We start from the raw sequence: 20526 nt of genomic DNA on the forward strand, positions 1-20526 counted from the left end.
ACAGGAAAATGCACATATCCACAGTTTTATGCACGAATATGTCCACAAGTGGCAGCATGTATTTTGGCGCATACAACATTTCTTGCTGCACATACTAATTTTTACGACAATGTGTGGGGGAGATTGTACTGATGACGCGAAGAGGTTGTTATATACATGTACTGTTGCTCGTTTTACTTATAATGAGCCAAGCATTCTCACCAATAGCAGTACATGCAGAAGAGAAAATGAACATTGAAAATGATGTTGAGGTAGATGGCGATGAAGAAGAACGGCGTGTTGTCATTGTCTCTGCATCAGGTGATGTTGAAAATGCGGTTGAGACAGTGAAAACCCGTATTCCTTCGGCAAAGATCAGGCAAGTATACAAAGAAGTGTATAGAGGATTTTCGTTAGAAGTTTTAGAGCGTGACATCCCGACGTTAGAGAAATTATCTGTTATTGCGCGTGTCGATGATATTGCCATTTATCAACCAAGTATTGAAGGAAGCATTGATTTTGTTGGTGGTGGGAGAGAAGCAAGTCGCTACTTTGATGCAAAAGGTCGCCGCATTACTGGTGCAGGGGTGAAAGTGGGCGTCATTGACACCGGGATAGACTATGAGCATCCTGATTTACGGCGAAATTATAAAGGTGGTTATGATGTCATTGATGATGACGACCAACCGATGGAGACAAAAAGTCCGCAGGGAGAACCGACATTACATGGCACGCATGTAGCAGGTATTATCGCTGCGAATGGACGCATTCAAGGCGTCGCACCAGAGGCTGACATTTATGCATATCGTGCTTTAGGACCAGGAGGACAAGGAACAACTGAACAAGTATTGACAGCGATTGAGAGAGCCGTTGGAGACGGTGTTGATGTGTTAAATTTGTCATTAGGAAACACCATAAATGGACCCGATTGGCCAACAAGTTTGGCACTTGACCGTGTCGTTGATAAAGGGGTTGTTGCCGTCACATCAAGTGGAAACAGTGGTCCGAATATGTGGAGTGTCGGTTCACCTGGAACATCAACGAAGGCGATTTCTGTAGGTGCCTCGTTGCCACCAATTGATGTACCCTATATTACACTATTCACGGACCAAGCACATCATATCCCTTTGGCACCAATCGCTGGTGCAAAGCCATGGACATTTAAACGGGATGTGGCGTTAGTGGATGTCGGACATGGGCTTGTTGCAGATTACCGTGATTTGTCCGTGAAAGGAAAAGTCGTATTAGTCAAACGTGGACGCGCGACCTTTGCAGAGAAGTTGATGACTGCAAAGCGGGCTGGAGCGATTGGTGTGCTCCTTTACAATCATTTAGATGGCGCGTTTGCTGGAGGTGTGTTAGAACCAATTGATATTCCGGCGGCGAGTTTATCGAAAGAAGACGGTGAGTGGTTACTTACTCACATGAATGAGAAGAAAAAAACAGCATACATTCGTACGAAATTTGAGCGCAAACAAGATTTAATTGCTTCGTTTAGTTCGCGTGGACCGGTAACCGAAACATGGCAAGTAAAACCTGACCTCGTGGCACCGGGCGTTGCCATTCAAAGTACGGTACCAAAAGGATACTTAGGGTTGAACGGAACGAGTATGTCAAGTCCACATGTTGCAGGAGCAGCGGCTTTATTATTGCAACTTCATCCCGAGTGGACACCTGAACAAGTGAAAGCAGCCCTCATGAATACAACGAAAACATTAACAAGTGAGCGCGGGCAACCTTATAAGCCACACGAGCAAGGAACGGGGCGTTTGCAAGTGGATCAAGCGTTACGAGCAGAAACGCTTGTTTATCCGGGAACGTTAACTTTTGGGACATGGTCAAAGAACGCTGCGCGAACGAAGCGAACGCTCTCGCTGACGATTGAAAACACAGGTTTACGCGCGAAAACATATTATATTGACCCGCCGATCGGTTCTTTAGACGGCATTGGATGGCAAACCCCGTATGCTGTTCGCGTTGTGCCAGGTGAGAAAAAGGTTGTCCAATTATCTGCAGACATTTTCCCAGCTGCGTTACAGGAGGGACTACACGCGGGCATAATTACAATTAAAGGTGATCGTTTACCCATTGAGGTACCGTATGTACTTTTTATGGAAGAGCCAAATTATCCTCGTGTAATGGCATTTCAATTTGCTCATGCTGATAAAAAGAATCACTATTACTATGAGTATTACTTGCCGGGTGGGGCCGAAAAATCTGGCATTGCTTTGTATGACCCTGACACATTTACGTTTGTGACAAATTTAGTTGAGAACGAACAAACTCATCGTGGTATGATCAGTGGTGAGTTGAGTGATGTGACTGTGCCACCGGGGCGCTACAAAGCATTGGTCTATGCAGAACAAAGCGGGGTGCAAGATACGATTGAGACGTATATTGAGATTGGTCAAGCAGATAAACATATAAGAGAAGAATGAATGCAAAAAATGGGGAGTAGGGACACTTTGGTCGTCAAAACTCCCCATTACCTTACATACATTTACCAAACCTGTGAACAAACGAAAACACTTTTACGAAAGAAATGTGTTTATATAGAGAAAACCGTTGACACAGGAGGGCTCCTATTGTAAGATTACAAATGGGTTACTGTGGTAAGGCTTACATATGTGGTTTGTGTAGCTTTTTGTTCATGGATAAGGAGGACGAATGTGCGTGCGTATGTGCTTGTCTCAATCATTACTTCGTACGTCATTGGCGGAACGTTTGGCGGTCTGTTTCTCGGACGGTGGCTCGATCAAGTTTTTGGGGTAGAACCGATCTTTTTGATCAGTTGTTTATTGCTTGGTATGTGTGTAAGTTCATATGCCATTTACAAGGCTATTCAACCCTTTTTAGGAGACGATTGAAATGGCAGTACAAGCAAATAACCTCTCTTTCCAAGGGCAAATGAAGCGCTATACATGGGTAGCTGCTGCGGTGATGGTCGTCTGTGTAGGCGGTTATTTCTTTACGTCCTCGCAAGTGATTTTTCGCAGTTTGATGCTAGGTTTTTTCACAGGATACATCATTTTGTGGACAAATTATCGGCATGTACATATCGTTGGTCATGTCAATTCTTCATCAACCTTGTTTGCGATGTTTATTGCTGGTTTAGGTTTTGTCATCCGTGTCTCGCTTGCTCTTGCTGCGCTGATCCTTGCCTTACAGTATCCAACACGGTTCAATACATTTGCGGTCATTATGGGTCTTAGTTTAATGTATGGGATCGTGATGGTCGAAATGGTGAGTAAAGTTTTGAGACGAAAGGGGTGAAAAAATGGATCAAAAACATTTAACATTTGAATGGCTCGGTTTGAAATTCGATGGTACCTTGATGATTACAACAACCATTGCAATGATCATTGTGTTTGTCATCACGTACATTGGCTGTCGTAAACTGGCCATGCGCCCAACCGGTCTACAAAACTTCATTGAATGGGTCATTGACTTTAACCGTGGCATCATTAAAGCGAACATGGATTGGAACGTTGGTGGTCGTTTTATCGTCCTAGCGTACACGTTGCTTTTTTATGTGTTTGTTTCGAATATGATGGGGATTCCATTCGAGATTTCGACTAAGACGGATCACTATATCTTGTGGCATTCGCCGACAGCGAATGTGACATTAACATTATCGCTTGCTGTCTTTGTGGTTGTGTTGACCCACATTTATGGTATCAAGGTGCGTGGGACAAAGCAATATTTGAAAGGGTATGGCAACCCTTCTTGGTGGTTACTGCCGTTTAAACTTATTGAAGAAGTATCAAACACGCTCACACTCGGGATGCGATTATTTGGGAACATTTATGCCAAAGAGGTTTTAATGTTGCTTATCGTGGGTATGGGTACGACTGCATGGTACATGTGGGGGATTGGTTTTGTACCCCTGATCGTGTGGCAAGCGTTTGGGATGTTTATCGGTTCGCTGCAGGCATATATTTTTGCTATGCTGACAATGGTGTATATGTCTCATAAAGTCGAAGCGCATTAACGTTTTAATCTTTGTTGATATCTCTTAACAGGGACTCTATGCTCTATAATAATATTTTGTTATTCACATTGAAGGAGGAAATGTCAAATGATTTCAATCGGAATTGGACTTGCTGCAGGACTTGGCGCAGTTGGAGCGGCTATTGGAGCTGCTCTAATCGTAAAAGGTGTACTAGACGGGGTGGCTCGTCAACCAGAACAACGAGGAACATTGCAAACATTGATGTTTATCGGGGTACCTTTAGCAGAGGGACTTCCAATCATCTCAATCGTTATTGCGTTCATGCTTTTTGGTAAGCTTTAAAGAAAAGAGAATGCAGAATAGATTTTTCGAGGGGCGACAGCGTTCTCATAAGGACCTCTCGCCTTTCCTTATGTAAGGTACAAGAATCACATCTGTAAAAGGGGTGTACGTTTTGGACTTCGATATCGAATGGGGTTCTGTCATTTATAGTCTTGTTGGCTTCATGATACTATTAGCGCTGCTAAGTAAATTCGCATTGAAGCCGTTACTTGGTGTGATGCAGAACCGTCAAAATATGATCAATGACCAGATAGACGCTGCCAAGCGTAATCAAGAAGAATCAGAAAAGCTTGTGGCTGCGCAACAAGAAGAACTAAAGAAAGCACGTGTAGAAGCACGTGAACTCATTGAAAATGCGAAAAAAGCTGGTGAGCAACAAGGCAAGCAAATGGTTGAAGAAGCACGTGCAGAAGCAGCGCGTATTCATGCACAAGCACTAGCAGAAATTCAAAACGAAAAAGAACAAGCAGTCGCAGCATTACGTGCGCAAGTCTCCTCACTTTCAGTGCTGATAGCAAGTAAGGTGATTGAAAAAGAGCTTGATGCAAAAGAACAAGACAAGCTTGTGCAAACGTATCTCAAACAAGTGGGCGAAGAGCTATGAGCAAGAGCGCAGTAGCAGGTCGTTACGCTGTTGCTCTTTTTGAGTTAGCAGAAGAAACAGGACAAGTCGATAAATATGAAGCAGAACTGTCATTGATTGAAGCCGTTTTTGCAGAAACGCCTCAGTTAACACAAGTGTTAATACAGCCGGGAATTTCTTTAGACAAAAAAGAAGATCTCCTTGTTCAAGCATTTAAGAACCAGGTGAGCGAGCCAGTGTTCAATACAGTTTTATTATTGTTTTCACGGGGGCGCGTTCGGATGATCGCAGCACTTGCTGACAGCTACAAAAAGTTAAACGACGAGAAAAAAGGGATTGCGTCTGCAACGGTTTTTTCGGCAAAACCATTAAATGATGAGGAAGCGCGCCAAATAAGTACGACATTTGCTCCTAAAGTTGGTAAGCGTGAATTGTGTGTGGAGAATGTAGTAGACGCGACAGTACTCGGAGGTATAAAGGTTAGAATTGGTGACCGTGTATTTGATGGCAGCATTCAAGGGCAATTGACAAGGCTTGAAAAGCAACTATTAGAAGCAAATTGAATCTGGATTCGGAAGTTAGGGGTGAAAACGAATGGCTAGTATGAAAGCGACGGAAATTAGCTCGCTCATTAAAAAGCAGATTGGTGAATTTGAAGCGACGGTGGATGTGCAAGACGTCGGCACGGTTGTTCGTGTTGGTGACGGAATTGCTTTTGCTTATGGACTCGAAAACGTCATGGCTGGAGAGCTGCTGGAATTTTCTACAGGTGTCATGGGGATGGCGCAAAACTTAGAAGAAGATAGCATTGGGATTATTATTCTCGGTCCATACCGTGACATTCGTGAAGGAGACGAAGTGAAGCGAACAGGTCGGATTATGGAAGTACCGGTCGGTGAAGAGCTGCTTGGACGGGTTGTGAACCCACTTGGTCAGCCTATTGATGGTCTCGGCCCTGTTCACACAACGAAAACACGCCCGGTCGAGAGCCAAGCACCAGGTGTTATGGCGCGGAAGTCTGTTCATGAGCCATTACAAACGGGCATTAAATCGATTGATTCAATGATCCCAATTGGACGAGGACAACGTGAGCTCATTATCGGTGATCGTCAAACAGGTAAGACGGCAATTGCCATTGATACAATTTTAAACCAAAAAGACCAAGATATGCTTTGTGTGTACGTGGCGATCGGTCAAAAAGAATCAACGGTTTCAGGCGTTGTTGAAACGCTTCGCACACACGGTGCGCTTGATTATACGATTGTTGTTTCAGCTGGCGCATCAGACCCAGCACCGATGTTATTTTTAGCGCCATATACAGGTGTGTCGATGGCAGAAGAGTTTATGTATAACGGAAAGCACGTTCTTGTCATTTATGATGATTTGTCTAAGCAAGCAGCGGCTTATCGTGAAATGTCATTGTTACTTCGTCGTCCACCAGGTCGAGAAGCTTTCCCAGGAGACGTCTTTTACTTACACTCTCGCTTGCTAGAGCGCGCAGCGAAGTTGAATGATGATCTAGGCGGAGGTTCCATTACGGCGCTACCGTTTATTGAAACACAAGCAGGCGACGTATCTGCATATATTCCAACGAACGTGATTTCAATTACTGACGGACAAGTGTTCCTACAGTCTGACTTATTCCATTCAGGCGTTCGCCCGGCTGTGAACCCAGGGATTTCCGTTTCCCGTGTTGGGGGGAGTGCACAAATTAAAGCGATGAAAAAAGTAGCTGGAACACTGCGTCTTGATTTAGCTGCGTACCGTGAATTAGAAGCGTTCGCCCAGTTTGGCTCAGACTTAGATGCAGCAACCCAAGCACGCTTGAATCGTGGAATGCGGACGGTCGAGTTGTTAAAACAAGACTTGCATCAACCACTGCCAGTGGAGAAGCAAGTAGCCATTATTTATGCACTGACAAAAGGGTATTTAGATGATGTACCGGTAGAAGACTGCCTTCGATTTGAATCAGAATTATTTACGTACCTTGACAACAGTCAGCCTGAACTGCTTGCGCACATTCGGACGACAGGAAACTTGCCAGAGGAAAGTGAGCTAAAAGCAGCACTGCAAGCATTTAAATCAAACTTTGTCACTTCAAACGAATAAAAGCAGCGTACAGGAAAAGAAATCAGGGGTCTACCGACTTCCGGCGACTGAATGCTGATTTCTGGTATGGAAGGTGGTGAACATATGGCTTCATTGCGTGATATAAGAACACGAATTAATTCGACGAAAAAAACACGTCAAATTACAAAAGCGATGCAAATGGTGTCAGCTTCGAAGTTAAATCGAGCGCAACTGGCGGCACAATCGTATGAAGTATATGCAAAGAAAATGCGCGAAGTCGTACATCATATTGCCCAGTCTGGTAGTCAAGTGAGCCATCCAATGTTAGAAGCACGACCAGTGAAGAAGACGGGCTACATTTTGATTTCCTCAGATAAAGGGTTAGCTGGTGGCTATAACGCGAGCTTGTTGCGTGATATGATGAAACAAATTGAGTCACGACATGCATCTATGGATGAATACGCCATTATTGTGCTTGGTCGCATAGGTCGCGATTTATTAAAGTCACGTAAACAACCGATCATTCAAGAAATGGTTGAATTACCTGATCAACCAACATTTGAAGACGTGAAAAGTTTAGCGAAGACGTCTGTTGATATGTTTGCAGACGGTTTATTCGATGAGTTGTATGTCTGGTACAACCACTTTATTAGCCCGATGACACAACGCGTGACAGAGCAAAAATTGTTGCCACTCACTTCTGTAGAGGATGCAGAACTTCGTGAGTCAACGAGCTTATATGAGTATGAGCCATCAGAAGAAGAAATGGTTAAACGTGTATTGCCTCGCTACGCTGAGAGCCTCATTTATGGTGCGCTACTCGATGCAAAAGCGAGTGAGTTTGGTGCACGTATGACGGCGATGAGCGCGGCGTCGGATAATGCCTCTTCATTGATTGATGATTTGACGCTTTCTTACAACCGGGCGCGTCAAGCGGCGATTACACAAGAAATTACTGAAATTGTTGGCGGTGCAGCCGCCCTCGAATAAGGTTGAATACAGGAAAAAGTAGGAGGGGAAAACGATGTCAACAGGCCGTATTTTACAAATTACGGGACCCGTCGTAGACGTTAAGTTCCCAAGTGGGCAACTACCAGAAATTAATAATGCCTTAAAAGTGGCCCAAAAGGGTGGCGAAAAAGGCGCTGTAGAAGTAAATGTTACATTAGAAGTCGCGCTTCATCTTGGTAATGATACCGTACGTACTGTTGCAATGAGTTCTACAGATGGATTAATGCGCGGTACAGACGTTACGGACACAGGTGCAGCCATTTCTGTTCCTGTCGGTGAAGCAACACTTGGGCGTGTATTTAATGTGTTAGGGGAAGAGATTGATTTAAAAGATCCCGTCCCTGCAGATGTTCGTCGTGATCCAATCCACCGCGAAGCCCCTAGCTTTGAGGAGTTAACAACGAAAACAGAAATTCTTGAAACAGGTATTAAAGTCGTTGACTTACTAGCCCCTTATACAAAAGGTGGTAAAGTCGGTTTGTTTGGTGGTGCCGGTGTTGGGAAGACTGTTTTAATTCAAGAGCTCATTAATAACGTTGCCCTTGAACATGGTGGGATTTCTGTCTTCGCTGGCGTTGGTGAACGGACGCGTGAAGGAAATGACTTGTATCACGAAATGACAGAAGCGGGCGTTATTAAGAAAACAGCGATGGTCTTCGGACAAATGAATGAGCCACCAGGTGCACGGATGCGTGTTGCGTTAACTGGACTCACAATGGCCGAATACTTCCGTGATGAACAAGGCGCCGATGTACTTTTGTTTGTGGATAATATTTTCCGATTCACACAAGCTGGTTCTGAAGTATCTGCTTTACTTGGTCGGATGCCATCAGCAGTTGGTTACCAGCCAACACTTGCAACAGAGATGGGACAATTGCAAGAACGGATTACGTCAACAAAAAAAGGTTCTGTTACGTCGATTCAGGCGATTTATGTGCCAGCTGATGACTACACAGACCCAGCACCAGCAACAGCGTTCGCACACTTAGATGCAACAACGAACTTAGAGCGTAAGTTAACGGAACAAGGGATTTACCCTGCTGTAGATCCACTTGCGTCTACATCACGTGCCCTTGCACCTGAAGTTGTTGGTGAAGATCATTATAACGTTGCCCGTGGCGTGCAGCAGACATTGCAAAAATACAAGGAACTCCAAGATATTATTGCGATCCTTGGTATGGACGAGTTATCGGAAGAAGATAAGTTGACAGTTGCGCGTGCACGTCGTATTCAGTTTTTCTTATCACAAAACTTCCATGTTGCCGAACAATTTACAGGACAACCAGGTTCTTATGTACCTGTAAAAGAAACAGTTCAAGGTTTTAAAGATATTTTAGCTGGAAAATACGATGATTTACCGGAAGATGCCTTCCGTCTTGTCGGTCGTATTGAAGAAGTCGTGGAAAAAGCAAAGCAAATGATGTAACGCTTTGTAAGCGATTTTTATAAGATGCGGCAGGAAGGAGGGGGTTATAATGGAAACAGTTCGTGTAAGTGTTGTGACACCGGATGGCGCTGTATATGAAGATGAAGGCGTTGAACTTGCTGTATTAAAGACGGTTGAAGGAGAAATTGGTGTCAAAGCCAAACATATTCCTTTACTCGCGCCCCTTGCGATTGGTCCAGCGCGATTCTTAAAAGGCGGCAAGGAGGCGCAAGTGTCAGTGATCGGTGGCTTTGTTGAAGTCCGTCCTGATCAAGTGACCATTCTTGCAGAAGCAGCTGAACGTCCTGAGCAAATCGATCTTAGCCGGGCTGAAAAAGCACGGCAGCGCGCAGAGGAGCGATTGCACAAGCAGCAAGAAGGAATTGATAAGAAACGAGCAGAAATTGCTTTACAACGAGCAATTACTCGGATGAATGTCGCGAAACACCGATAAATCAATGTAAAAAAGACCTTTCCACTGTGGAGGGTCTTTTTATCTATTGATCGTCACAAAATCGTGCTAAATTGTTCACAAAAAATGTTGGTCATCCTAAAATAACCAATAGATCTGCCTAGATTTTTGAGCCAAAATCCGGTATGATGGTTAATGAATTGTCTTGTCTACAGTTTCACGTCGTTTTGATTGTACTGAAATTGTCATTTGTTTTAGCAAGAAATGAGGTTTTGATATTGACGCAAGGACTAGGCGTAGAAGCATTCATACATATTATGGTGAGTTTGCTCTGCTTTGGACTCGCATGGTGGGCGCTTACATCCTTTAGGCTGGAATTGTTTGTAAAAGACATAAAGAGTAAACAAGCGCTTTTACTACGCTTGTTTATGGCGCTTGCACTCGGATATGTTGTTGCGCAGTTTATCCTTGATTATGTACAGTCTGCCCGGATGCTTCCGTACTTATTAAACTAAAATTTGCATGTATGCTTTGTCTCCAACAGGTAAAAATGGGACTAATGGATCCTTTATGTCCTGTGAGGAGAGGGTATAGATGCAAAAGGTGATGAACGTTGTATTTGTGTTAATATTGTGCGTGTGTGCGGTTATTTACACTCCAAAATCAAAAGAAACTGCTGTAGAGACACTTCAAGAACAAATGACTGCTTTTACACAACTGATGGATTCAGCATCGCTTGTGCCTAAGCAGTGGCATGTAAGGGCGAAAAAAGAAAAAGCACTTATTAGTAACAAGGAAATGTTTTTTGAGCAAGTTCATTTATTTGCTCGTACGCAGCCAACTTTTGAACTTTCTTCAATAGAAGAGACATCACATGAGCATTTAAAGGCAGTTTTCCTACAGAAAGATCACATCAGCGCGAAAGAAGTGCAGGTGTCGTTTGTGGCCGTACCTGAACAAGGACAATTTACTTTAACAAAAGTGTATGAATATGTTGCTGATGCATCATCGGAACAAACAATGGATGACAAAAAAGTGGTGCAGCAGTTAGAGGATTTAAACTTTGCTGATGCCACGCTATATGTGCAAGTTTCGGCTGAAACACTGGATCCACTCACTTTTTCAGCATATGAAACGGCTCAGAAATGGGTGCGTCAACTTGGCGCCACTGAAAAAGAATCATTGTCAGAGGAAGCATTTGTATCTTTGTCCGGATACAATGATGCATGGCAAAATGGTGTCCCTCTTTCTACAGACGAAGAGATGAATGTACAAGTTGCACTTAGGCAAAGTCCGTACTTGGGCGGGGCAACGAAGGTAACTTTAGGCACGCCTATCATTACGACTGAATATTGATGATATAGAAGAGACTATAATGAGACGCGGAGGGGAAATACGTTGGAAAAAATCATTGTCCGTGGTGGCAAGCGGCTACACGGCTCCGTGAAGGTGGAAGGTGCTAAGAATGCTGTTCTACCTGTGGTAGCTGCATCCATTTTGGCTGAATACGGTGAGAGTACAATTGAGGATGTACCGCCTTTAACTGATGTGTATACAATGAAAGAAGTTTTAAGTAATTTGAATGTGGCTGTCACGTATGAAAATGGTCGCTTTCATGTTGATGCAACAAGACCTTTAAAAACGGAGGCGCCGTTTGAATATGTGAGAAAAATGCGTGCTTCCTTTACTGTAATGGGTCCACTTTTAGCCCGTGTGGGGAAGGCGAGAATCGCTTTACCGGGTGGTTGCGCCATTGGGTCACGTCCAGTTGACCAACATTTAAAAGGGTTTGAAGCGCTTGGTGCAACGGTGGAGATCGGTAACGGTTTTATTGAAGCCCGTATTGATGGTCGCTTGCAAGGTACAAAAATTTATTTGGATTTCCCAAGTGTTGGGGCAACGCAAAATATTATGATGGCCGCTGTGCTCGCAGAAGGCACAACGACAATTGAAAATGTTGCTGAAGAGCCGGAGATTGTCGATCTTGCCAATTACTTAAATGCGATGGGGGCACGTGTCCGTGGTGCAGGTACTGGTGTGATTCGTATCGAAGGTGTTGATGCGTTGACAGGTACGGTTCATTCAGTAATACCGGATCGTATTGAGGCAGGGACGTTTATGATTGCAGCTGCAATCACTGGCGGCAATGTGTTTGTGGAAGGTGCAATTGGAGAACATATGCGGCCACTTATTGCTAAAATGCGTGAGATGGGTGTGGAGATTTCAGAAGAAGGCTCGGGTTTACGTGTGATCGGACCAGAGAAATTAAAAGCTGTCGATATTAAAACAATGCCGCATCCGGGATTCCCAACGGATATGCAAGCGCAAATGATGGCATTATTATTAAAGGCAGAAGGAACAAGTGTGGTGACAGAAACCATATTTGAAAATCGGTTTATGCACGTTGAAGAATTTCGTCGCATGAATGGTAATATTAAAATTGAAGGGCGCTCGGCCATTGTGACCGGTCCGAATGGCTTGCAAGGGGCTGAAGTTGGTTCCACTGATTTACGTTCGGGTGCTGCGCTCGTCGTGGCAGGATTGGCTGCCGATGGTTATACACGTGTAACAGAACTAAAGCATATTGACAGAGGGTATAACCGTTTAACTGAGAAGTTAAAGGCACTTGGGGCTGATATTGAACGAGTGGAAGAGCATCAAGCAAAAGACTCTCTTGAAGTAGCTGAATCCATATAGTAATAAAAAGGCGCATGGTAAAAAGATTGTTCGTTGTCAATAAACGGGCAGTCTTTTTGTGCTTTTTTCATCAACGTCCGCATTCTCTCAAACGTCTATTTTTTTCTATAAATACATAGACTAATGGACGAGAAGAAAATGGGGGATTGTAATGAGAAGGATGGTATTCATAGCGGCAAGCCTTATTTCTATGATTCTTGTTGTGCCGAGTTTGTTTGTTGTTTTTATGAACCATAATGAGGACGCTTCAAGTGTCCAAGAGGTGGTGGTTTCACAAACGGAAAAAGCATATGCAGCATATGAGAAAAAGGAAGAACCACCAAAAGAGGAGGAAACAGCGATTAATATTCATGTCTATCGCAGTAATTTAGAAAAGATTGAAACCGTGTCGCTAGAATCTTATGTAGCAGGTGTCGTTGCGTCAGAAATGCCGGCAAGTTACGCGCCAGAGGCATTAAAAGCACAAGCTTTAAGTGCACGTACAATCATCATTGATCGGCTTTTAAATAAAAAAGATGACCAAAAGCTGCCTGAAGGAGCTGATGTCACTGATACGGTTTCCCACCAAGTATATAAAAATCAAGAAGAATTACAAGAACAGTGGGGACAAGACTTTTCCGCTTATTGGCAAAAGGTGACGGATGCGGTGAAGGCGACAGAAAATCAACTGTTGACATATGAAGGGAAGCCAATCATGGCAGCATTCTTCTCAACGAGTAACGGTTACACTGAAAACGCAAAAGACTATTGGGAAAGTGACTTGCCTTATTTACGTAGTGTAGAAAGCGCTTGGGATCAGTCTTCTCCGCGTTATACAAAAGAAGTGACAATTCCGATAAAGAAATTTGAGGAATTGCTTGGCGTATCTTTACCTCAGGATGGCTCGGTTGGAACGATTGTTTCCCGCACAGATAGTGGCCGCGTAGAGAAAGTGGAGGTAAACGACCACATTTTCACAGGTAGAGAACTTAGAGAAATGCTCTCCCTTGATTCCACTGATTTTAATTGGTACATTCACGGAAAAGAAGTTGTCATACAAACGAAAGGCTGGGGGCATGGAATTGGCTTAAGCCAATTCGGAGCAAATGCGATGGCGTTAGAAGGTAAGACTTATGAAGAAATTGTAAAGCATTATTATACCGGTGTGGAAGTAACGGAGGCAAAACCGTTTTTACAGTCACTGTCATCACAATAGCGACCTATTTAAAAGGTCGTTTTTTCTTTTGTTGAGCAACGACCTACTTTTTAAAATCTTTTCTTTAAAAATGATAAAAATTGCAACGAGATGTATAGATCACTAGCAATTTGTTCAGAATGGTGGGCAGAGGTGATGAGAAATGAAAAAAGAAGAAAACAAACATTCTTCTAAAAAAGTTAATCTACAAATGTTGATGCGTAAGCGTTGGTTGTTACCTGCTGTTTATTTACTCGTTGCTGCTGGTCTTTTAAGTGCTGTATTCTTCACGCAAAATGGAGAGGAAAGTGCGGACCCAGACAACACACCGAATGAAGTCACGATGGATCCAAATGGAAGTGAAGACCCATCTGTACCGGTCGTTACAGGCGATGAGACATTACATATGCCTGTTGAGGATGAGGCAGAGTATAAACAAGTCGGATATTTCTACGATGCCGATGCCGACGTGGAAGAACAACAGAAAGCGCTTGTCTTTTATAGCAATGTCTATCGACAAAACCAAGGCATTGATTTGCAACGTAACAATGGAGAACGCTTTTCAGTGACCGCTGCGATGAGTGGGAAAGTCATTAAAGCGACGAAAGACTCTATCCTTGGGTATGTGGTGGAGATCGATCATGGTGATGATATTGTCACGCATTATTCCAGTTTGAACAATGTTGATGTGTCTAAGGGTGACCAAGTTAAACAAGGACAAGTCCTTGGCATGTCAGGGAGTAACGAGTATAACATGGATGCAGGTGTACATGTACACTTTGAGATTCGCAAAGAGGGTACAGCGCTGAATCCAAACGATGCTTTTGGAAAGTCGCTTGCGCGCATGGCGGATCTGTCTCCTTCAGATAAAAAAGAGACAGATGATGACGAAGCGAATGTTGAAGGCAAAGATGAGGAGACGAAGGAAGATCCTTCGTCGGAACAGCCTGAAATGGAGTTACCATCAGATTCTTAAGGACAAGCAAAAATGTCCAATTTGCTCAGAGAGCAAGTTGGGCATTTTTTAATGAGAAACATGACTTGGGCGCGTAAATGTGTAAGAAGTTGACGCACGACTGTGAATTTATGGTCTAAGCCGTCGACCTTGTTAATACACTTTACCAATCACCTATATACATCTAGGGAGGCGAGTCGTGTGCACGATTACATCAAAGAGCGAACCATCAAGATTGGCAAGTACATTATTGAGACGAAGAAAACTGTGAGAACGATTGCAAAGGAATTTGGTGTCTCAAAAAGTACTGTACACAAGGATTTAACAGAAAGACTTCCTGAAATTAATCCAGAGCTAGCAAACGATGTAAAAAAGATCCTTGAGTACCACAAATCTATTCGCCATTTGCGAGGTGGTGAAGCGACAAAAGTGAAATATAAGAAAAGTGCAGCAGCCGCAACAAAACAAACTGCAAAAACACATCAATAAATATGATCTAGCGCTTTATTTTGCCTATTTATATGTTAATATTTATACTAGGTACGAGTGCGTATTAGACGTCTCCTCCAATGTACAAGTGTACATAAAAGGTGATTTCTTGCGCACAATCACTTAGCATAAATGTTGAATGAAAATAGGGAGGAACATCAATCATGTTTGGTCGAGATATTGGCATTGATTTAGGGACAGCAAATGTACTTATTTATGTAAAAGGTAGTGGCATTGTTTTAAACGAACCATCCGTTGTTGCGCTTGATACGACAACGAATCGCGTATTAGCTGTTGGAGAAGAAGCGTTTCGAATGGTTGGACGGACACCTGGAAACATTGTAGCAATCCGTCCTATGAAAGATGGTGTCATTGCTGATTTTGATATGACAGAGTCGATGTTGAAACATTTCTTAAATAAGATTAAAGTAAAAGGTGTATTCTCGAAGCCGCGTATTTTAATTTGTTGTCCAACGAATATTACATCTGTTGAACAAAAAGCCATTCGCCAGGCAGCAGAAAAAAGTGGTGGAAAAGATGTGTACTTGGAAGAAGAGCCAAAAGTAGCCGCTATTGGAGCAGGCATGGATATTTTTCAACCAAGCGGTAATATGGTTGTTGACATAGGTGGTGGCACAACGGATGTAGCAGTTCTATCCATGGGCGATGTTGTCACTTCTACATCCATTAAAGTAGCCGGTGACAGGTTTGATGCGGATATTTTGACGTACATTAAAAAACAATATAAGCTATTAATTGGTGAACGTACGTCTGAAGAAATTAAAAAGCAAATTGCGACAGTATTTCCAAGCGCCCGTCGAGAAGAAATGGATATTCGTGGTCGAGATATGGTGACGGGTTTGCCACGAAATATCACGATCAGAACAGATGAGATTGAAAAAGCGCTTGTGGAAGCAGTCGATGATATTGTGCAAGCAGCAAAACAAGTGCTGGAGCGAACGCCTCCAGAACTGTCGGCAGATATTATTGATCGTGGCATTATTTTGACTGGTGGAGGCGCTTTACTACATGGGATGGACCAACTGCTAGCAGAACGACTCAAAGTGCCGGTGCTCGTCGCAACAGAGCCAATGCATTGCGTTGCGACGGGAACAGGCATCATTTTAGAAAACCTCGATAAAATGTCGAGTAAAAAAGTCCGTATTTAATAGCGCGGAAAATTCGTGAGTGAGATAACAGGAGTACAGGGGTGAGCGTAGGCATGGCAACAAAGAGACATCATGAAAAGGGACAAGCAGCAAATATGTTGGCGGAAACACAAAATCATCAAATAGAGCCGCTACAAACGAGAAGCGCGCGTAGAGAACGCCGAGCACAGGAAGGGAATTTAGATGCTGTCTGGCGTTTGAGACGTCAGCGTGTGCGCTTGCTCCCTATTTGGTTACGTCTTGTCATTGTTGGTTTGCTTACGAGTATTTGCTTGCTCGCGGGTCTTGTTATTGGGTATGGTGTAGTTGGTAACAGTGAAAATGCGTGGGAGGTCTTAAGTCCACAACTATGGTATAGCATGATTGATGCCATTCGTGGTCATTGATCGGTTCGGATATGATAAATGGCTGAAAAGAACTGAGAGGGCTCAGTTCTTTTTTTCGTGCATGGTTTATTTATTCACACCACATACTAGGTACATAAAAAAAGAAAGGACGTTTCAAAAAGATATGCCATTCTTCTTTAAGAAAAAGCACTCAAAGTCGGGCACACCAAAACAAACCAGGTCTTCTTTTCAATCAGTTGACGACGTATTGAAGGCAGCAAACGATTCGTGTGACTTCACGCAGCTAAAAAAGAAGATCAACAATCAAATGATGTCTTTTTATTATTTTTCTTCCCTAGTGGATGAAACACAGTTAATAGATGAGGTTGTTCGTCCGTTGCAACAGTTAGAAAAGTTAGATGAAAAAGACATGGTTGAGCACATGAATTCTTTGCAAATGAAACCCCTTGCTACTGCTGATGAGCTTGAGCGTGATTTGTTAACTGGTTATGTGCTCATACGGGCGGCACAACAGTGGATGCACGCTGATTGGTTGGTCCCTCTGAAGAAGACAGAGGGGCGCCAAGTGTCTATTCCGGAAGTAGAGTTTAGTGTGTTTGGATCAAAAGAGTCTTTTGTGGAAACAATTGATGTGAACATTAACTTACTGCGGAAGCGTTTGCCTACAAGTGATTTGCGTTTGAAAAAGCTTACAATTGGTGAAGTATCAAAAACAACGTTATACGTAGCTTATTTACAATCTGTTGCCAATGAAACAAATGTACAAACCGTATTACAACGTTTGGGAAATGTAAAGATTGATCAAGTACAAGATTCTTCTGTCGTCTTGCAGATAATGGAAGACAATAGTTCCTCAGTTTTTCCACAATTCATCGATACCGAACGACCCGATCGAACCGCAGCAAGTGTGGCGGGAGGAAGAATTGCCATATTGACAGATGGTTCTTCTCAAGCATTGCTTGCCCCTGTGACGGCTGTGGAGTTTATTTCGTCGTTTGAAGATGCTTTTTTATCATGGCCGGCGGCAACGTTTTTACGATTGTTACGGTTGGCAGCGTTGTTTTTTTCAATTTTTGCGACCCCTCTTTATGTAGCGGTTTTGACATACCATCCGGAAATCATTCCACAAGACTTATTTAGTACATTAATGATGTCACGACGTATTGTGCCATTTCCTCCAATTGTAGAAGCGTTATTTTTAGAAACGACGATTGAGTTATTACGTGAGGCAGGCGCGCGTTTACCAACGAAGATCGGGCAGACGATCGGGATTGTTGGCGGGATTGTCATTGGTACGGCAGCTGTCGAAGCAGGATTGACAAGCAATGTTTTGCTTATTATTGTCGCCTTAGCCGCGTTAACGTCGTTTACAGTACCGATTTACCGGATGGGTACAACGATTCGAATTGTTCGATTTCCGTTTATCATTGCAGCGCAAGTTTGGGGACTTGTTTCGATTGGTTTAATGTTTATTTTTATTGTATGTCACCTTTTGTCTCTCACTTCACTTGGTCGTCCTTATATGGCACCGATTTATCCATTTTCTTGGCGTGACTTAAAGGACACGTTCGTTCGTTTACCGCTGGAGATGCAAACGCATCGTCAAGCATTTTTGCAAACGAAAAAACCAAGGAAGTTTCAAACGAAGACAGTGCGTAGTCAAAGAGATATTGACGATGGGTATTAAGACAGGGGAAAGAACGGTTGGAAAAAGGAGCGTTTGGTGATGGAAAAAGAACTACCTAAGCATCTTCAAGTACCACCGTATATGGTCTTTTTTCTTGTTCATAGCATACAAGTCGGTGTAGGGGTGTTAGGTTTTGCTCGTTACATTGCTGATGCTGCTGGTTATCAAAGTTGGATTGCCATTCTTTTAGCAGGGATCGTGAATCAACTTATCATTGCAATGATGTTTTCGTCCATTAACAAAGTGGGTGGGGGCGATCTTCATGATATTACGTGTAAGGGACTAGGAAAATGGATGGGTTGGCTTGTCACGTTGCTTTTCTCTGTATATTTTGTTTTCCTAGCCGTAGTGGTATTGCGCACATATATCGAAGTCGTTCAAGTATGGGTTTACCCAGACCTTACTTCATGGCGTTTGGCGGTATTGGTTTTACTTGTCTCGTATTACACAATAAGAAAAGGATTTCGTGTGATCACTGGGGTGACATTTTTCTTTGTTTTTCTCTCATCGTTGTTGTGGCCAACGTTTTTTGCGACGCTTGAATACGGTGAATGGCATCATTTGTTCCCGTTATTTCATACAACATTACGCGAGCAATTCGACGCAGTCATGTTAATGACGTTAAGTTTTGCTGGGGCTGAGGTGTTACTTGTGTATTACCCCTTTATTCAAAGCAAAGGAAAGAAAAAACAAGTGCGTCTAGCTGCGCATCTTGGTTCAGCATGGACGACGATTGTTTACTTGGGGATTGCAGTATTTACGTTTATTTATTACAGCCATGAGCAGCTTGTACATGTGATTTGGCCTACGTTAAGTATATGGAAAATTTTAATGTTGCCTGTAATTGAACGGATTGAATATGTTGGGATTGCCATCTGGTTAATCACCATTTTTCCAAATGTGTTATTGTTTATTTGGGCTGCAAGTCGTTTATGGAAGCGACAGTTTTCCGTTCAACACCGGACAACTGCAAAATGGGGAATCATCATTGTGTTTTTCTTAACAATCCAGTTTAATTCGAGGGAATCCATTGACTTACTAAATACAGTTGTTAATCGTGCTGGGCCACTGTTTAGTCTAGGACTCATCCCGTTTCTTTGGTTATTAAGTTTGTTCTGGAAGAAAGGAGGGGCTACGCGTGAACAGTAAGTGGCGTGTGCTTGTGATACTTGTAATTATCTGTGTGGCACTTTTGGCGCCAAACACAACGAATGTGTTGGATGAATTGCAACTGATGCAGACGATTGGTTTTGATGCTGGGGATGATGATGACATCATTGGCACAGTAGGCATTATTTCTTATTCGGCAGATAAAAATTATCAAACAACAACGTTATCTGCACCTTCTGATTCTGCTCGGCACCATCGAATTAGGATGGATAGTATGACGTCGCATCCACTTCATGCTGGGAAACTAACAGGCATCTTATTCGGTGCGGATTTATCAGAGAGAGGGATTTTTGATACACTCGATACGTATTATCGTGACCCAAAAGTCGCTGCACGTGCCTATTTGGCGGTTGTCGATGGAGAAGCAAAAGAATTATTAGAGAACAATTATCCTTTTCAACAAGAAGAGATTGGTTATTTAAATCGGTTAATTAACCATAATATTAATCGAGGGAACTTACCAAGAACAAATATGCATTTGTTTATGCGGGCATTTTATGGAAAAGGCAAAGATCCTTTCTTACCATTACTTGTTTACACGGATGAGTATATTCGCATACAAGGTTTGGCTTTATTTAAAGGGGACAAGTGGGTCGATCAACTTAATTTGGAGCAAGCATTCTTCTTTAAATTGTTGACAGATGACTATGAAACGGGAGGATTTATTGAATTACCAATTGATGAGAACGGGGAACAAGCGGTTTTAAAAGAGCTCAGGTCAGGTAAATCGTTTACTTTCAATATAAAGGAACAATATCCGTCCATAGACATTCATGTACGGGTGAAGGCGCGCCTAAGTGAATACAGTGGGAAAAATTTAACGGAAGAGAGACTAAAAGAGATTACCGCTTATAGTGAAAAAGAGATGACAAAGAGGTTACAAAAGTTATTAGATGACTTACAGAAGAAGAAGCTTGATCCCATTGGTTTTGGGGATCAGGTGATTCATCGCGGACCAATGGATATCAAGGAATGGGAAGAAATTTACCCACAAATGGCTTTAAACGCGACGGTGAGTGTGAAAATTATTGAATCAGGGGTCAGCCAGTAACACGCTCGCTGG

General features: G+C 42.9%; 22 protein-coding genes. All 22 read left to right on the forward strand.

The features are described from left to right. Nucleotides 1-131 precede the first annotated feature (131 nt). The 22 genes from NSQ26_RS12905 to NSQ26_RS13010 all read left to right on the forward strand — a co-directional run bounded on the left by NSQ26_RS12905 (nt 132) and on the right by NSQ26_RS13010 (nt 20514). The gene (locus NSQ26_RS12905; RefSeq protein ID WP_499718440.1) at nt 132-2417 is read left to right on the forward strand and encodes a S8 family serine peptidase; all 2286 of its coding nucleotides are present in this window, start codon (nt 132-134) and stop codon (nt 2415-2417) included. 231 nt (nt 2418-2648) lie between these two features. Continuing rightward, nucleotides 2649-2846 (forward strand): AtpZ/AtpI family protein, encoded by a 198-nt coding sequence (locus NSQ26_RS12910; RefSeq protein ID WP_499718441.1) that lies wholly within the window; start codon nt 2649-2651, stop codon nt 2844-2846. A 1-nt stretch (nt 2847) separates the two neighbouring features. Continuing rightward, on the forward strand, nt 2848-3252 hold the full coding sequence (locus NSQ26_RS12915; protein ID WP_499718442.1) for an ATP synthase subunit I: 405 nt from the start codon (nt 2848-2850) through the stop codon (nt 3250-3252). Nucleotides 3253-3256: 4 nt separating this feature from the next. Beyond that, entirely contained in the window at nt 3257-3970 is a 714-nt protein-coding gene (gene atpB / locus NSQ26_RS12920) for a F0F1 ATP synthase subunit A (RefSeq protein ID WP_499718443.1), read from the forward strand. A gap of 87 nt (nt 3971-4057) precedes the next feature. After that, on the forward strand, nt 4058-4273 hold the full coding sequence (gene atpE, locus NSQ26_RS12925) for a F0F1 ATP synthase subunit C (protein WP_499718444.1): 216 nt from the start codon (nt 4058-4060) through the stop codon (nt 4271-4273). A 112-nt stretch (nt 4274-4385) separates the two neighbouring features. Beyond that, nucleotides 4386-4877: a F0F1 ATP synthase subunit B gene (atpF, locus tag NSQ26_RS12930; RefSeq protein WP_499718445.1), complete on the forward strand. Its 492-nt coding sequence runs from the start codon at nt 4386-4388 to the stop codon at nt 4875-4877. Then, nucleotides 4874-5419 (forward strand): F0F1 ATP synthase subunit delta, encoded by a 546-nt coding sequence (locus NSQ26_RS12935; RefSeq protein WP_499718446.1) that lies wholly within the window; start codon nt 4874-4876, stop codon nt 5417-5419. Before atpF ends, NSQ26_RS12935 begins: the two co-directional genes overlap by 4 nt. A gap of 31 nt (nt 5420-5450) precedes the next feature. Next, nucleotides 5451-6965 carry a F0F1 ATP synthase subunit alpha gene (atpA, locus tag NSQ26_RS12940; protein WP_090774705.1) on the forward strand — a complete coding sequence of 505 codons (1515 nt, stop codon included), beginning with the start codon at nt 5451-5453 and terminating at the stop codon, nt 6963-6965. 84 nt (nt 6966-7049) lie between these two features. Next, nucleotides 7050-7916, forward strand: a complete 867-nt coding sequence (atpG, locus tag NSQ26_RS12945; protein ID WP_090774706.1) for an ATP synthase F1 subunit gamma — start codon at nt 7050-7052, stop codon at nt 7914-7916. Nucleotides 7917-7950: 34 nt separating this feature from the next. Next, nucleotides 7951-9363, forward strand: coding sequence for a F0F1 ATP synthase subunit beta (atpD, locus tag NSQ26_RS12950; protein ID WP_499718447.1), 1413 nt, complete (start codon nt 7951-7953; stop codon nt 9361-9363). Nucleotides 9364-9412: 49 nt separating this feature from the next. Further along, on the forward strand, nt 9413-9817 hold the full coding sequence (locus tag NSQ26_RS12955) for a F0F1 ATP synthase subunit epsilon (protein ID WP_090774708.1): 405 nt from the start codon (nt 9413-9415) through the stop codon (nt 9815-9817). A gap of 236 nt (nt 9818-10053) precedes the next feature. Then, on the forward strand, nt 10054-10290 hold the full coding sequence (locus NSQ26_RS12960; RefSeq protein WP_090774709.1) for a DUF1146 family protein: 237 nt from the start codon (nt 10054-10056) through the stop codon (nt 10288-10290). A gap of 79 nt (nt 10291-10369) precedes the next feature. Further along, nucleotides 10370-11131 carry a YwmB family TATA-box binding protein gene (locus NSQ26_RS12965; protein ID WP_499718448.1) on the forward strand — a complete coding sequence of 254 codons (762 nt, stop codon included), beginning with the start codon at nt 10370-10372 and terminating at the stop codon, nt 11129-11131. A 42-nt stretch (nt 11132-11173) separates the two neighbouring features. Next, nucleotides 11174-12472, forward strand: a complete 1299-nt coding sequence (gene murA, locus NSQ26_RS12970; protein ID WP_499718449.1) for a UDP-N-acetylglucosamine 1-carboxyvinyltransferase — start codon at nt 11174-11176, stop codon at nt 12470-12472. Between the two features lie 151 nt (nt 12473-12623). Next, nucleotides 12624-13667: a stage II sporulation protein D gene (spoIID, locus tag NSQ26_RS12975; protein ID WP_499718450.1), complete on the forward strand. Its 1044-nt coding sequence runs from the start codon at nt 12624-12626 to the stop codon at nt 13665-13667. Nucleotides 13668-13809: 142 nt separating this feature from the next. Further along, entirely contained in the window at nt 13810-14622 is an 813-nt protein-coding gene (spoIIQ, locus tag NSQ26_RS12980) for a stage II sporulation protein SpoIIQ (RefSeq protein ID WP_499718451.1), read from the forward strand. A gap of 180 nt (nt 14623-14802) precedes the next feature. Beyond that, nucleotides 14803-15090, forward strand: coding sequence for a sporulation transcriptional regulator SpoIIID (gene spoIIID / locus NSQ26_RS12985; protein WP_090774714.1), 288 nt, complete (start codon nt 14803-14805; stop codon nt 15088-15090). A gap of 164 nt (nt 15091-15254) precedes the next feature. Then, nucleotides 15255-16259, forward strand: a complete 1005-nt coding sequence (locus NSQ26_RS12990) for a rod shape-determining protein (protein WP_499718452.1) — start codon at nt 15255-15257, stop codon at nt 16257-16259. A 53-nt stretch (nt 16260-16312) separates the two neighbouring features. Then, nucleotides 16313-16645, forward strand: a complete 333-nt coding sequence (locus NSQ26_RS12995; RefSeq protein WP_499718453.1) for a DNA-directed RNA polymerase subunit beta — start codon at nt 16313-16315, stop codon at nt 16643-16645. Nucleotides 16646-16853: 208 nt separating this feature from the next. After that, on the forward strand, nt 16854-18293 hold the full coding sequence (locus NSQ26_RS13000; RefSeq protein WP_499718454.1) for a spore germination protein: 1440 nt from the start codon (nt 16854-16856) through the stop codon (nt 18291-18293). 39 nt (nt 18294-18332) lie between these two features. Then, a complete protein-coding gene (locus NSQ26_RS13005; protein ID WP_499718455.1) occupies nt 18333-19442 on the forward strand; it encodes a GerAB/ArcD/ProY family transporter in 1110 nt (369 codons plus the stop codon). Beyond that, the gene (locus tag NSQ26_RS13010) at nt 19432-20514 is read left to right on the forward strand and encodes a Ger(x)C family spore germination protein (RefSeq protein ID WP_499718456.1); all 1083 of its coding nucleotides are present in this window, start codon (nt 19432-19434) and stop codon (nt 20512-20514) included. Before NSQ26_RS13005 ends, NSQ26_RS13010 begins: the two co-directional genes overlap by 11 nt. Nucleotides 20515-20526: the final 12 nt, after the last annotated feature.

Source organism: Bacillus sp. FSL W7-1360, from assembly GCF_038592975.1.
GTDB classification, from domain to species: Bacteria; Bacillota; Bacilli; order Bacillales; family Bacillaceae_D; genus Shouchella; species Shouchella lonarensis.